The 13,397-nt window shown below is 69.0% G+C and carries 14 protein-coding genes; 6 read left to right on the top strand and 8 right to left on the bottom strand.

Annotated features, from left to right (window positions below):
• Nucleotides 1-22: 22 nt before the first annotated feature.
• Both AC5RVS_RS00700 and AC5RVS_RS00695 read left to right on the top strand, forming a co-directional pair.
• Nucleotides 23-793, top strand: a complete 771-nt coding sequence (locus AC5RVS_RS00700) for an HD domain-containing protein (protein WP_494106722.1) — start codon at nt 23-25, stop codon at nt 791-793.
• Entirely contained in the window at nt 790-2,334 is a 1,545-nt protein-coding gene (locus AC5RVS_RS00695) for an aldehyde dehydrogenase family protein (RefSeq protein WP_494106721.1), read from the top strand. Before AC5RVS_RS00700 ends, AC5RVS_RS00695 begins: the two co-directional genes overlap by 4 nt.
• On the opposite strand, the gene AC5RVS_RS00690 is transcribed toward AC5RVS_RS00695, so the two are convergent.
• Nucleotides 2,331-3,350: a glycosyltransferase family 4 protein gene (locus AC5RVS_RS00690; RefSeq protein WP_494106720.1), complete on the bottom strand. Its 1,020-nt coding sequence runs from the start codon at nt 3,348-3,350 to the stop codon at nt 2,331-2,333. The genes AC5RVS_RS00695 and AC5RVS_RS00690 overlap by 4 nt on opposite strands.
• 147 nt (nt 3,351-3,497) lie before the next feature.
• Nucleotides 3,498-5,645 (bottom strand): amylo-alpha-1,6-glucosidase, encoded by a 2,148-nt coding sequence (locus AC5RVS_RS00685; RefSeq protein ID WP_494107289.1) that lies wholly within the window; start codon nt 5,643-5,645, stop codon nt 3,498-3,500.
• A gap of 376 nt (nt 5,646-6,021) precedes the next feature.
• Between AC5RVS_RS00685 and AC5RVS_RS00680 the strand changes: the two genes are divergently transcribed.
• The 3 genes from AC5RVS_RS00680 to AC5RVS_RS00670 all read left to right on the top strand — a co-directional run bounded on the left by AC5RVS_RS00680 (nt 6,022) and on the right by AC5RVS_RS00670 (nt 7,077).
• A complete protein-coding gene (locus AC5RVS_RS00680; protein ID WP_493988780.1) occupies nt 6,022-6,375 on the top strand; it encodes a DMT family transporter in 354 nt (117 codons plus the stop codon).
• Nucleotides 6,372-6,692 carry a DMT family transporter gene (locus tag AC5RVS_RS00675; protein WP_493988781.1) on the top strand — a complete coding sequence of 107 codons (321 nt, stop codon included), beginning with the start codon at nt 6,372-6,374 and terminating at the stop codon, nt 6,690-6,692. Before AC5RVS_RS00680 ends, AC5RVS_RS00675 begins: the two co-directional genes overlap by 4 nt.
• A 76-nt stretch (nt 6,693-6,768) precedes the next feature.
• Entirely contained in the window at nt 6,769-7,077 is a 309-nt protein-coding gene (locus AC5RVS_RS00670) for a hypothetical protein (protein WP_493988782.1), read from the top strand.
• A 21-nt stretch (nt 7,078-7,098) separates the two neighbouring features.
• On the opposite strand, the gene AC5RVS_RS00665 is transcribed toward AC5RVS_RS00670, so the two are convergent.
• Complete coding sequence (locus tag AC5RVS_RS00665) at nt 7,099-7,953, bottom strand: TspO-related membrane protein (protein ID WP_494106719.1); 855 nt, start codon at nt 7,951-7,953, stop codon at nt 7,099-7,101.
• A 26-nt stretch (nt 7,954-7,979) separates the two neighbouring features.
• Entirely contained in the window at nt 7,980-8,639 is a 660-nt protein-coding gene (locus tag AC5RVS_RS00660) for a DedA family protein (protein WP_494106718.1), read from the bottom strand.
• Nucleotides 8,640-8,685: 46 nt separating this feature from the next.
• Between AC5RVS_RS00660 and AC5RVS_RS00655 the strand changes: the two genes are divergently transcribed.
• Nucleotides 8,686-9,207, top strand: coding sequence for an O-acetyl-ADP-ribose deacetylase (locus AC5RVS_RS00655; protein WP_494106717.1), 522 nt, complete (start codon nt 8,686-8,688; stop codon nt 9,205-9,207).
• On the opposite strand, the gene AC5RVS_RS00650 is transcribed toward AC5RVS_RS00655, so the two are convergent.
• The 4 genes from AC5RVS_RS00650 to AC5RVS_RS00635 form a co-directional block, all read right to left on the bottom strand.
• The gene (locus AC5RVS_RS00650; protein ID WP_494106716.1) at nt 9,204-10,007 is read right to left on the bottom strand and encodes an FRG domain-containing protein; all 804 of its coding nucleotides are present in this window, start codon (nt 10,005-10,007) and stop codon (nt 9,204-9,206) included. The two genes, AC5RVS_RS00655 and AC5RVS_RS00650, sit on opposite strands and share 4 nt — an antisense overlap.
• A 44-nt stretch (nt 10,008-10,051) precedes the next feature.
• A complete protein-coding gene (locus AC5RVS_RS00645; RefSeq protein ID WP_494106715.1) occupies nt 10,052-10,795 on the bottom strand; it encodes an MBL fold metallo-hydrolase in 744 nt (247 codons plus the stop codon).
• Nucleotides 10,796-10,855: 60 nt separating this feature from the next.
• Nucleotides 10,856-11,737, bottom strand: a complete 882-nt coding sequence (locus AC5RVS_RS00640) for a manganese catalase (RefSeq protein ID WP_493988788.1) — start codon at nt 11,735-11,737, stop codon at nt 10,856-10,858.
• Nucleotides 11,738-12,285: 548 nt separating this feature from the next.
• Entirely contained in the window at nt 12,286-13,311 is a 1,026-nt protein-coding gene (locus AC5RVS_RS00635) for an SDR family NAD(P)-dependent oxidoreductase (RefSeq protein ID WP_494106714.1), read from the bottom strand.
• Between the last annotated feature and the right edge of the window lie 86 nt (nt 13,312-13,397).

Raw genomic sequence — 13,397 nt, 5'->3', positions numbered from 1 at the left:
GCACGACAAGGAGACCCACCCCATGAGCACCCCCGAGACACAGACCCCGGAGGCCAAAGGCAATGCCCCAGCGTGGGCCCCCGGCGGCCAGCCCAACCCCGCCGACGATCCGCGCGCCGCTGCCTTCGCGGCCGCCTACCCGGTGAGGCCGCTGCCGGCCACGGGCGACATCGACACCGCGCCCATTTCCACCACCCCGGCGGCCGCCGCCGACCTGGACCCGATCTGGCAGGCCGTGGTGCAGGAGACCCGCACCCGCGCCAACGACATCCACCTGCCGATTTCGCTGGCCTTCGCCGAGCGGCTGTGCCGGGCCTACCCGCAAGCCGACGCGGAACTGGTCCGGGTAGCGGTCCTGCTGCACGACACCGGCTGGGCGCACGTGGACGAGGAACGGATCCTTTCCGAGGGGTTCACCGGCGACTGGCGCAAGGCGGCCATCCGGTTCGAGCACGAAGCCGAGGGCTGCAAGGTGGCGCGCAGGGTGCTGCCCGGCCTCGGGTATTCGGAGGAGTTCATCGACCGCGTCTGCGACATCATCGACGGCCACGACACCCGCCACGTGCCGTACTCACTGGAGGACGCACTGGTCCGCGACTCTGACCGGCTGTGGCGGTTCGACCACGCCGGCATCGCGGTGGCAGCGTCCTGGTTCGGTATGACGCCGGCCGTCTACTCCGACCGGCTCGGCGCCGAGATCATTCCGGAACTGATCACCGAGGCCGCCCGTGCCATGGGAACGGCCGACCTGGAGCGTTCCAAGGCCCTGCTGAAGACAGGAGTCATCCGATGACCACCACCCCAGGCACCACAACCCCCGCACCCGGGGGAGCACCGGCGTCGTCCGCACGGCCTGCCGTCGCCGCGCGCGCCGCGTTGCACCTGCCCTACACGCACGTCGACGATGTCTTCGTCGACGGCGCGTGGGTTCCCGCCCGCGGCACCGGCCGCAACCCGGTGACCGACCCGGCTACCGGCGAGGTCTGGGGATCGGTGCCGGACGGCACCCCCGAAGACGTGGACGCCGCCGTGGCCGCGGCGCGGCGGGCCTTCGACTCCGGTCCGTGGCCGACGCTGGCGCCGTCCGAACGCGCGGCGTATCTGCTGCGGATTGCCGACGAGGTGGAGAAGCGGGCCGACGAGCTCTCGCTGACCAACACCCGCGAAAACGGCTCGCCGGTGTCCGAGTCCTCCCGTGCCGCCGGCAACGCTGCGGGAATCTTTCGATACTTCGCCACGCTGGCCGACTATCTGGAACATGAAGATGTGCGCCCGTTCCCGCACGGCGGCGGCGAATCAGTGGTGCGCCGGGATCCGGTGGGGGTGTGCGGGCTGATCGCGCCGTGGAACTTCCCGATCAACCTCATGGTCATCAAGCTGGCGCCGGCGCTGCTGGCCGGCTGCACCGTGGTGATGAAACCGGCCTCGCCCACGCCGCTGTCCTTCCGCCTCATCGTCGACGCCGTGGCCGCCGCCGGAGTGCCGGCCGGCGTGGTCAACCTGGTCACCGGATCCGGCAGGCTCGGCGACACCCTGGTCAGGCATCCCGGCGTGGACAAGGTCGCCTTCACCGGTTCCACCCCGGTGGGACGCCGGATCGCCGCGGCCTGCGGCGAACTGCTGCGTCCCGTCACGCTGGAACTCGGCGGCAAGTCCAGCGCGGTGGTGCTCGAGGACGTCGACCTGGACGAGATGTCGAAGGTGCTGATCCGCTCCAGCATGCGCAACACGGGCCAGACCTGCTATATTTCCAGCCGCATCCTCGCCCCTGCCTCGCGCTATGACCAGGTCGTGGACATGGTGACGGCGACCATCGCCGCCGGCGTCCAGGGCGACCCGCTGGACCCGGCCACCGATTTCGGCCCGTCCGCCACCGAGTCGCAGTACCGGACAGTGCTCGACCATCTGGAGGCGGCCAGGGCCGAGGGAGCCCGGGCCACCACCGGCGGGCGGGCCGCCCGGCTCGGCGGCGGACTCGAGGGCGGTTACTTTGTGGAGCCCACCGTGTTTGCCGACGTGGCCCCGGACATGCGCATCGCCCGCGAGGAGGTCTTCGGACCGGCCCTGGCCGTGTTGAAGTACACGGACGTGGACGAAGCCGTGGCGCTCGCGAACAACACCGGGTTCGGCCTGGGCGGACTCGTGTTCGGCCAGGACCAGGACGCCGCGCTCGCGGTGGCCGACCGGATGGACACCGGCTCGGTGGGCATAAACTTCTTCGCCTCCAACCACTCCGCCCCGTTCGGCGGCAGGCACGACTCGGGTCTCGGCACCGAGTACGGAATTGAGGGACTCAACGCCTACGTCAGCTACAAGTCCATCCACCGCCGCTAGGACTGTCCGGCCAGCAGCCGGGAGTAGAGGTCCAGGTGGTCCGCCGTCATGCGCGCCGCGCTGAAGCGATCCTCCGCGGCGGCGCGGCAGGCGCGGCGGTCCAACGAGGCCGCCCGGGGCAGCAGCTTCGCCAGCTCCCGGTGGTCCTCGGCCAGGTGCCCGGTGGCGCCCGGCTCGACGATTTCCGGGGCGGCTCCCCGCGGCGTGGCGACCACGGGGGTCCCGGCGGCCAGGGCCTCGATCATGACGAGGCCGAAAGGTTCGGCCCACTGGATAGGATTCAAGAGGGCCACCGCCTCGCCCAGCAACCGGTATTTGTCGCCGCCGGCGACTTCGCCGAGGAACTCCTCATCCGGCCCGAGCATGGGTTCGATGACGTCATGGAAATACCGCAGCTCCTCGGGCTCGCGCATCTTGGCGGCGATTTTCAGCGGCATCCCCGCCAAGCGGGAGATCCGGATGGCCTCGGCGACGCCCTTGTCCGGGCACATCCGGCCCAGGAAACAGGCGTAGCCACCCCGGCCCCCGCCCACCGGCACCGCGGCGGTATCGATGCCGTGGTGAATGACGGCGGCCACGTCGAGGCCGGTGCCGGCGACCTGCTGGTGGGAGATCGCGACGAGGGAGACATGCCGTGCGGCGGCGCGGTAGATACCGGTGAGCGGCGCGGTCAGCCCGGTGTGGATCGTCATGACCCCGGGAACCCCGGCCGGCCGGTCCCTGTAGAACGGCCCCGCCAGGGTGTGGTCGTGGATGAGATCCACCTCGTGAAGCCCCTCATAGGCCCGGATGACGTGGTTGAGCTCCGACCAGCTCGTTCCGATGGCCTCCGGATCAGACGGCTCCATGCCGGGCACCAGGGGAACGGGGCATTTGCTGTCGGCAGCGGCGGCCAGCAGCACGTCGTGCCCCGCGTCCGCGAAGCCGCGGGCGAGGATGTCAACGACCTGTTCGATACCGCCGTAGCCGCATGGCGGAATCGGAAACCACGGTGGTGCGATCAGCCCGATACGCATCGTTGGCCTATTCTCCCGGAGGAGGTCCAGCGTACGACACGGCGACGCGGGTTGGCGAGGCGCATCCGCGACGCCCGCGGCCCTGCCCAGCGGCGGCGTGTCGGCAGCCGCGAGTGGCGCGGCCGCCAGAGCCGGCCAGAAGGCGGCTCATCTGTCGCCTGCGGAGCTTTCCGACCCTTCGGATTCCCGGCCGCCGAGCACCAGCAGTTCCGCCAGCGGAGACCGTGCGCCGTGACGCACCTTGACCCCGGGAGCCAGGCCCTCCACCGTGAAGGTTTTCTCTGTGGCGGCCAGTGACACCCGGGATTTCCCGAGCAGCAGGTTGTCCGCCCGGAACGAGCCGAAGTCTGCCGGAATCTCAGGAGCGAGCCACAGCTCGTCTGCCGGGAGGTACGGGTCCAGGCGCAGGAGCATGCGCATTAGATGGACCGGCGAGGCGGCGGCCCAGGCCTGCGGCGAACAGGACGTGGGGTAGGGCACCGGCACGTCGTATTCACCCCGGTCGAAACCGCAGAACAGTTCGGGCAGCCGTCCGCCGAAGCAGACCGCGGCATCAAAGAGCCCGCCGGCCACCCTGCGGGCCTCCTCGACAAACCCGTAGCGCATCAGCCCGCTGGCGACCAGGGTGGTGTCATGGGGCCACACGGAGCCGTTGTGGTAGCTGACCGGGTTGTAGGCGCCCATGTCCGAAGCCAACGTCCGGATCCCCCAACCCGTGAACATCTCGGGGGACATCAGCCGGGCGGCCACCTGCGGTGCCTTGTCGTCGTCGACGATGCCCGACCACAGACAGTGCCCCATGTTGGAAGCACAGGCGTCCACCGGCCGCTTTTTCCCGTCCAGGGCCACGGCGTAGTACCCCAGGTCGGGGAGCCAAAAGCGCTCGTTAAACTCCTCTTTCAGCCTTTCCGCCCGGCGCCCCCACTCGGCGGCCAGGTCCTGATCACCGGCCGCGGCGGCCAGCAGACCGCGGCCAATGTAGGCGCTGTACACATACCCCTGCACCTCGCACAGGGCAATCGGCGGCTCGGCCATCCTGCCGTCGGCGAAGTTGATGCCGTCCCAGGAATCTTTCCATCCCTGGTTGAGCAGGCCATGGGGAACGGCACGGTTGTATTCCACAAAACCGTCACCGTCCCGGTCGCCGAAGTCACGGATCCAGTCCAGCGCCCGGTCCGCGTGCGGCAGCAGCGATTGGAGGACGTCCTGCTCCATCCCCCAGCGGTTCAGCTCGGACATCAGGATGACGAAGAGGGGAGTCGCGTCCGCGGTCCCGTAGTACGCCGCGTGGTCGCCGAGAACCACTCCGGCAGCCACGCCCAGGCGCACCTCGTGGAGAATCCGTCCGGGCTCCTCCTCAGTGTCGGGATTGATTTTGGTGCCCTGCCGTGCGGCGAGCGTCTGCAGCGTCCCGCGTGCCAGCGAGGGGTCGACGGGCAGCGCCATGTAGGCGGACAACAGCGAGTCCCGGCCGAAGAGCGCCATGAACCATGGGGCTCCGGCCGCAACCACGGCGCGCCCCGGATGGGCGGGGTCGAAGATCCGCAGCGCGCCGAGATCCTCGTGGCTTCGCCGCAGCACCGCCTCGATGTCGGCATTGGCTATGTCCAGCTGCGGCGTCGATTCACCCCAGGCCCGGTGGCGGCGTGCCGCTTCAAGGTCGGCGACGGACCCGGTGGCGGCGAACGGCTCCGCGGGCCGGTCCTGTTCCACCAGCGGGGTGACGATGACGCTCGTGGACCACTTCCCGCGCGCCGGGATGATTGCCTCGAAGTGGAGCACGTCCTCGTTCACCGCTGCGCCGCGCCCGTGCACGAGGATGCCGCGCCGGCGGCCGCGGCGAACGGCTTCGAGCTGCAGCTCATCACCGTGGACCTGCCGGACCAGCTGTGTTACAGGCGCCACCCGCCCGCCTTTCACGTCAAACAGGTCGGCAAAATCTGCCTCCACCCGCAGCTCCAGCACGCACTTCGCCGGCAGGGCCGAGTGATTGGTCACCACAAGGTCCTCGCGCAGGCCGGCCCCGACCAGCCGTTCGCGTTCCACGACCAGCTGGGAGTCGGCGAGCCCGTCCGCGCGCCGGGCCCGCCCGACGAAGAGCGCACGGTACGGCTCCAAAACCCGGGAAAGCAGGGGCTCGAGGGGAAGCGCGTTGACGGTCAGGCACCAGCCGGACAAAATCCGGGTGTCCTGGTAGAAGGCGCCCTGCGTCAGGCCGGGATACATGTCGCCGCCGGCCGAGGAGATACAGAAGGACGAACCTTCCACCACCGTCACGGCGCCGCCGGCGCCCATCGGCCCGGCCGCGGTATCGGCATTCCAGCCACTGTCGGACGGCGCCTGCTCCGGCGGGGCGCTTTCTTGTTCGGGGGATGCAGGGGTGATCGATTGCTTTTTCACAGTTGACTCTCTTGAACTGCGCACAGCGGAACCCTGGTGCTGAAACCGGCTGCTGAAGAGGCTGCTCTTGCAGCCCGCCTCCAGCGGTTTCTCTTTATTTGATGTTCTGCCGGATTGGTACGTCAAGATGGCGGCTCCAGGATTCCCGTCCGCCGTGCCTTTTGGCACGTGGACCCGGACCATGTGCGACACATCTCCCGCGCCGATCCTTGCTCCGAGCGTGCAATGGACGGCGGAACCTGTTGTGCTGGTGGGGGGAGGAGGTCGAAAGATGAAGAACTGGTTGCTCCTCGCGGGCGCGATTGTTTGTGAGGTGGTGGCCTCCCTGTCGTTGAAGGCAGCCTTGGAAGCGCCGGCGATGTACGCGGTGGTGGTCGTCGGCTACGTCACGTCGTTCGCGCTCCTCGCCGCCGTCCTGCGGGCGGGAGTGCCCGTCGGGGTCGCCTACGGGATCTGGGGCGCGCTCGGCGTCGCCCTCACTGCGGTCCTGGCGGCCGTCCTGTACCAGGAACCGCTGACGACCATGATGGTTGCCGGCATGGCGCTCGCCGTTGCCGGAGTGGTGCTCGTGCAATGGGGAGGGCACCGGGCCGCGGTGCGCCGGGCAGAGCAGGCGCGTACGTGACGGCCTGGGTCTTCCTCGCCATCGCGATCGTTGTGGAGGTAGCGGCGACCCTCTCGCTGCGGGCCAGCATCGACGGGCACAAAGCGTGGCTGGTGGCCGTGGTATCCGGCTACCTCGTCGCCTTTACCTGCCTGTCCTTCGCCCTGCGCCACGGGCTGGGAATCGGAATTGCCTACGGCATCTGGACCGCCTGCGGCGTTGCCCTGACGGCGCTGGCCGGCAAGTTCCTCTTCGACGAACCGCTCACCAAGCTGATGGCGGCCGGAATCGTGTGCATCGGCGCCGGCGTGCTTCTGATCGAACTGGGTTCGCCCTGACGCCTGCCCGCACCACCACGGAGGACGTGCCGCTGACCGCCGGTTCGGCAGGCCCGGGCGCAGCTAAAGTTGAGGGATGCCATCCTTCCGCGCCCAGTTGAACATCACCGGACTGCGGCCCGGTCACCGGCCGGAAGCGGTGATGGAGGCCGCAACGGCAGCCGTCGGTTCCGCCCACGTGGTGGAAGCAAACCAGTTGGACGTGGTGGCCGGCGTCCCGCGGATCACGGTCCGCTTCACGGTGGACGCCAACGCTTACGCCGCGGAGAACCGCCAGGCCTTGCAGGCGGGAGCCAACATGCGCCACGCGGTTGAAGAAGTCGCCAGCACCGCCGGGCTGGCCGTACTGCGCCGCTCACGCGGCAAGTGGGGCCCGGTCCGCTAAGGGGAACCTCCGCCGGCCGGGTCAGTCCAGCGGTTCGCCCCGGCGGATCGCGAGGCGCTCGGCATGCCCCACCTGGAAGCGGCGGGACATGCCGCACACGAGCACGAAGAACAGGCCGAAGCCGGCCGACATGGCCACCGGCGCGGACGGCGGATCACCCAGGAAACGGTCGTAGAGCAGCCAGCCCAGGCCCCAGCAGACTGCCAGCACCACCGCCATCCGACCGCGGCCGGTCATGGCCGCCACTGCTGCCGCAAAGGACACCGCCGCCACCGCCAGCACGGCCCAGGCCTCGGCGCCCCAGCCAAACAAATCGGCGCCGCGACCGGTCAGCCAGCCCGCGGCATTGACCGCCGCTGCCAGCAGCGTCCAGCCGGTGAACAGACCGATCGGAGCATCCGCCAGGAGGGCTTCCGCCGGCTCACGGGCGGGATAGCGGGTCAGTCCGTAGACCGCCCGGCCGAGTGATGCCAGCACCAGCAGGGTAAGGATCAGCGTCAGCCCCGTGTGTCCGGCCTGCACGGCCACGACGCCGGCCGCGTTCAGCAGCATCGCCGCCGCGACCGGCCACCCGGTGGAGCGTTGCCGCGCCGACTCGCGCACTGCCGGCCACCACTGGAAGATCGTGTAGCCGAAGAGACCCAGGTAAATCAGCGACCAGATCTCCGCTGCCCGGGCATCGAGCGACAGCAGGGTCACGTCGGGGGAGAGCGACCCGCCGGCCGCATCATGGATCGGAGTGCCGCCGAGCAGGCCCACGCTGCTGAAGCCTGCCAGCAGGCAAACGACCAAAGCGGCGGTCACCGCGCACTGGCGTGCCAGGTCGGTGGCCAGCACGTAACGGAGCTGCCGGGCCGGGGGCAGTGCGGCATTCATCAAGGGTTCCAGGGCAGGAGCAGGTTTCACTCTGCTCCCAGATCGGCCGCGGGGGATGCGGCGGGGCGCGGGACCACGGCGTCGGCAGCGCCCCCGGCCGGCCGGTAGGCCCGCCGGCGGAGGCCAATAACGGCCGCGGTCACCGACGCCACCAGGACGCCTACCCCTGTCCCGATCAGGATGTTGACCCAGAACGGGAAGGCGGACACGCTGCCCGCGAGGAAGCCCAGCCCGATCATCCACGCGGCCCACAGCACTGAGCCGGCCGCCGACGCGAACAGGAACGGCTTGAACGGTACGTCTGCCAGTCCGGAGGCCGCCACCGCCGCCGTGCGGCCGCCCGGGATGAAACGGGCCGCCACCACCGCGGCATAGGTGGAGGATTCGCCCGCTTTGCTCAGCGCCAGCGTCACGCCCCGGTCGATCATCCGGCCCCAGCTGTAACGGTTAAGCCAGGCGTTGACGCCCCGCTGGAAGAGCAGGAAGAGCAGGAGGTCGCCCAGCCAACTGCCCAGCACTGCGGCCAGCACCACCAGCGGCAGGATCAGCTCGCCGTTGGCCAGCAGGGTGCCACCGCCGATCACCATCACTTCCGACGGAGATGCCGGCATCGCGGCGTCGAGAATGACCAGCAGCAGCGTCATGGGGTAGTACACCCACTGCAGCGGCCCCTCGGGAATCTCCATCCGCCCAATCTATCGGGAATTCAGGCCCGGTGGCAGACTGGAAAAGATGGAAATCCGCATCCTTGAAGGGGACATCACCCAACGCCAGGTGGACGCCATAGTGAACGCCGCCAACTCCAGCCTGCTGGGCGGCGGGGGAGTGGACGGCGCCATCCACGCCGCCGCGGGACCGCAGCTACTGGAAGCCTGCCGCCGGCTGCGCGCCACCGATCTGCCGGACGGGCTGCCGCCGGGCCACGCGGCGGCCACCGAGGGCTACTTCCTGCCCGCCAAGTGGGTGATCCACACCGTGGGGCCCAACCGCCGCGCCGGCCAGACCGACCCGGAGACGCTGGCCAGTTGCTTCCGGGAATCCCTCCGCGTGGCCGATGAGCTGCGGGCCGAAACGCTGGCGTTCCCGGCGATCGGTGCCGGCGTCTATGGCTGGGATGCGGAGACGGTCGCCCGGCGTGGCATCGGCGAGGTTCTAAAGTACGACGGCGGCGGGATCCGGGTGGTCGAATTTGTCCTGTTCTCTGCTGGGCTGGCCGAGACCTTCCGCACCGTCCACGCGGAACTGGGCGCTTAGCCTTTATCGCGAAGGCCGTAGTAGCGGCGCAGCCACAGCGAGAGACCGTCCAGGCCCGGGAAGAGCACGCGTTCATTGACGTTCGCCTGGTCGAGGTGGTCCCGGATGCGCCACTTGAGCGTGCCCGGGATGATGACCTTGCGGTAGATGCCGGGGTGGCGCTCCAGCCATTCGTCCAGGCCCGCCGATGAATCCGACATGGTGGAAAAGATGGCCGCCTGGTTCACGATCCGCTCGTCCAGCGACGGCGGTTCGAAGAACAAGGGCACGCTTCGCCCGTCCGCGTCCGTGAAACGGTCGAACTCATCCAGGGTGAAGGCCGCCCGGGAGAGGACGTCGGTGGTGAACAGGCCGCCGCCCAATGACTCGACCGCCGCGCGCAGTTCCTCGGGCAGCGTGCGGTGGGCCGCCGCATAGTCGACGCACCAGATGGCGCCGTCCTCGTCATATCTGCTGGTGTCCCGGGTGGCGAAGTGCAACGCCACATAGGGCGAATGCGACCAGTCCAGCAGGCGGGTCGGCAGGCCATGATGCTGGGCCACGCTGAGCCAATTCCAGTCCGAGTCCCCGGGTGAGGTGTCCCGGTGGGCGTACTTGCGGAAGTTGCGCAGGATATGCCGTTCCACGGCGGTTTCGGACTCCCCGCGCAGCCGGATCAGCCCGGTGGAAAGCTTCCGGGCGGCGGAGGTGTGGCCGCGGTAGGCAACTGTCGGCCTGAACTTCCCCTGGGAGGACTGCCAGCGGCTCTCAGTCAGGGCGGCGATCAGGCCAAACAGGTCGTCGCCGTCCGCGTGGACCACGGACTCCTGTCCGCCTCCCGCAGGCGCAGGGCCGTTTGCGGCCATCAGGACGGTCCGCGTTCGATGGCCTGCTGCACGGCGGAAGCAATGCCGCCCGCGAACGGCTCCCCGTGGCCGGGCAGGGCGATGCGTGCATCCGTCTGTGCCAGGGCTTGGAGCGACTGCAGCGCTTGCCGGGTGTCGGCGGTGGCCGCGGCAGATACTATGTGCGGGCCGCGGGCGCCGGTATAAGGATCGAGGGTGACCAGTGCGTCGCCGGTGCTCAAGGCTCCGCGCTCCGGGAAGTGCAGGGCACAGTGCCCGGCGGTATGTCCGGGAGTCGGCACGACGGTGGGTGAGCCGGGCAAGGTTGCGGCAGCACCGTCGTCGAGCGTCCGCAGGTCCGTGACCCCCTTGACCATGAGCGCACCGGCGGCGGTCATGCGGCTCAGGATCGGAATGCACCGGGGATATTTGACCGGGTAGAGCAGGCGGCTTTTCTCGTGCTTGTACCGGTACGGGTGGGCGGCGATGTAGTAGTCGCCGGGATGGCAGTACACCGGGACGTCGAGGTCATGCTGCAGCCGGGCGGCGAACCCCACGTGGTCGAAATGGGCGTGCGTCAGCACCAGGGCACTGATGTCGCGGGGCGAACGGCCCAACTCCCGGATGGCTGCCACGGTCATCTTCCACATCGCCGGCAGTCCGGCGTCGACCAGCATGATCCCGTCGCCGTCCTCCACGATGTAAAGGTTCACATCGGCATGGGCGACGCGGTGGATGTTTTCGGCGACGTTGCGCTGGAACATGTTTTCCTCTCGGAGAGCGAGGATCCCCGCGGCGTTACGGCCGCGGGGATGCGCGGCCTGCTATTCCTTGCGGAGCTTGTCCTGGACTGCCCCGGCGGTCTTTTCAACCAGGTTCGGAACCTCGGTGGTCCCGTAGAAGCGGGTGTCCGGGTGGGTCGGCTTGGGCATCGGGGCGCTGGTGGTGGCCGAGTCGTGGTAGGTGAACTCGCCCTTGCCGTCGGGGGAAGGTCCGCTGGCCCAGGAGCCTTCCGCCGCCGCGGCGCCGTCGGAGAAGTTCTGGTACTGGTAGGCCACGTCCCGGTTCTCTTTCGACAGCGGGAAGTTGCTCGGCACCGGCAGGGTCTCGGAGCCCTCCTCCTGGAGTTCGCGGGCCGCGGCGATCCACTGGTTCTGGTGCATGGTGTCCCGGGCGAGGAGGAAGGAAAGCAGATCGCGAACGCCGTGGTCGTCGGTCATGTGGTAGAGGCGGGCCACCTGCAGCCGGCCCTGCATCTCCGCGTTGGCGTTGGAGGTGAAATCCGCGAGCAAGTTGCCGCTGGCGGTGATGTAGCTTCCGGACCAGGGGTTTCCGTTGCTGTCCACCGGCCGGGCGCCCGCGCCCGCGACGATGGCGTGCTGGACGTCCGTCCCACCCACCACGGCGGCGATCGTCGGATCTGACTGGACCGCTTCGTCGGTGATGCCAAGCGGGGATTTTTCCAGCAGCTGCGCGATCATCTTGGCCAGCATTTCCACGTGGCCGAACTCCTCCGCGGCGATGCCGAAGAGCAGGTCCTTGTACTTGCCCGGGATGTGGATGTTCCAGGCCTGGAAGCTGTACTGCAGGGCGACGGTGATTTCACCGTACTGCCCGCCCAGGACCTCCTGCAGTTTCCTGGCGTAGACGGCGTCCGGCTGGTTTGGTTCGGCCTTGTACTGGAGCTCTTGTTTATGGAAGAACATGTGCGGTGACCTCCGCGAGAAGGGCCCGCCGCCGATACTGCCAACTCATCGGTCTGGGTTGGCCCACGTGCGGGCCGGATGCCTCCCACGCTAGGCACGCGGGATTTAATAAGCAAGCTTAGTGACCGGCCTTGGGGTGCCCCGACCCCGATTGGGAATAGTCCTCCGGCGGCCGCGGGTTGCGGCGCCAAGGCATGGTTTTCCAGTGTCCCGTGCGGCACAATTGCCCCAGATCCACTGCCCCGGGTTCACTGCAACGGCGAGAGGTATCCCTATGCGTGCGGCAGGTCTGGCCATCGCCCACGGCGTGTTCAATGCGGCCTTCGGGGTGTGGCCGCTGCTGCACTACCGCAGCTTCGAAGCGGTGACCGGGCCGAAAGCGGAGCCCTGGCTGGTCAAGACCGTGGGCGGCCTGATGGTGGCGGCGGGGCATGCACAGATCAGGGGTGCACGGACTGCCGACGGCGTAGCCGCTGCCCGGCGAATCGGCATGGGCTCGGCTGCCACCTTTGCAGCCGTCGATGTGTTCACCGCGGTGCCCGGGCGCATCAGCAGGATCTATCTTTTAGACGCCGTGGTCGAAGCCGGTTGGCTCGCCGCTTGGGCGCTTTCCGGGCGCTCCGGTAACCGGCCACCGCCAGCCCGGCCAGTCCGCCGGCCATCCCTCGGGCACTTCCCGAACGCCATTTCCCGCTGACCCTGTTCGACGGCGGATCCGGGGCGAAGACCGTCCCTGCCGACGGTGCTACGCCCTTCCCCCGAAGCGCCAAGGTGTCCATGAGCGGCCCCGACACGCGGTCGTGCAGGCCCGGGAACCAGTGCTGGAACGGAATGAACGCGTGCTGGAACCGGCCGACCACCACCTGGCGACGGGGCTTGAAAGCCATCCGGGTGATGACCCGGGCCACCCGGTGAGGGCTGACGACCGGTGGGAGGGGGTGGACCCTGCGCCCGGTGTAGTTGGCCGCATGCTGGAAGATCGGCGTGTCCACGGTGGCGGGCAGCACGGTGCACACGTGGATGTCCTTCTCGTCCAGCAGCTCCTGCCGCAGCACGTTGGCCAGCCCCAGCAGCCCCGACTTGCTGGCCACGTATGCGGACACGTAGGGCGTGCTGATCTTGGAGTAGACCGAGCCGACGAGGATCAGGACTCCATGCCGCTGCCGGCGGAATTGCGGCAGCACGGCCCGGATGCTGCCGGCCTGGCCCAGCAGATTCGTCTCGACCATCTTCCTAAAGACGTCGGCCGGCGTTTGTTCGAACGTGCCGTAGCCATACACGGAGGCCGCTCCGATCCACACGTCGATCCGCCCGAACCGGTCCAGCGCAGCCTGGACCAGCCTCTCGGGGCCGCCCTCCTCCGTGATGTCGGTGGGCACCGCGATCGCCTGTGCACCCACCCGCGCGCAGTCAGCTGCCACTTCGTCCAGGCTGGAGGCGCTGCGCGCGGCGAGCACCAGGGACGCTCCGCGCTTGGCCAGGCTCCGGGCCGTGGCCCTGCCGATTCCGCTGGAGGCTCCGGTGATCACGGTGACCGGGCCGCTGGCCCGGCCGCGGGGCGATTGTTCTGCCAAGGCTCCTCCTCAACTGGTCCTCCATCGGAGGTGGCATCAGCGTAGACTGCGGCACCCGGCCTGGCTAGGAGCCGTAGCGTGCAACC

The sequence above is a fragment of the Arthrobacter sp. Y3221048 genome (assembly GCF_059092685.1).
This window is presented reverse-complemented; position numbering and strand designations above follow the sequence as displayed.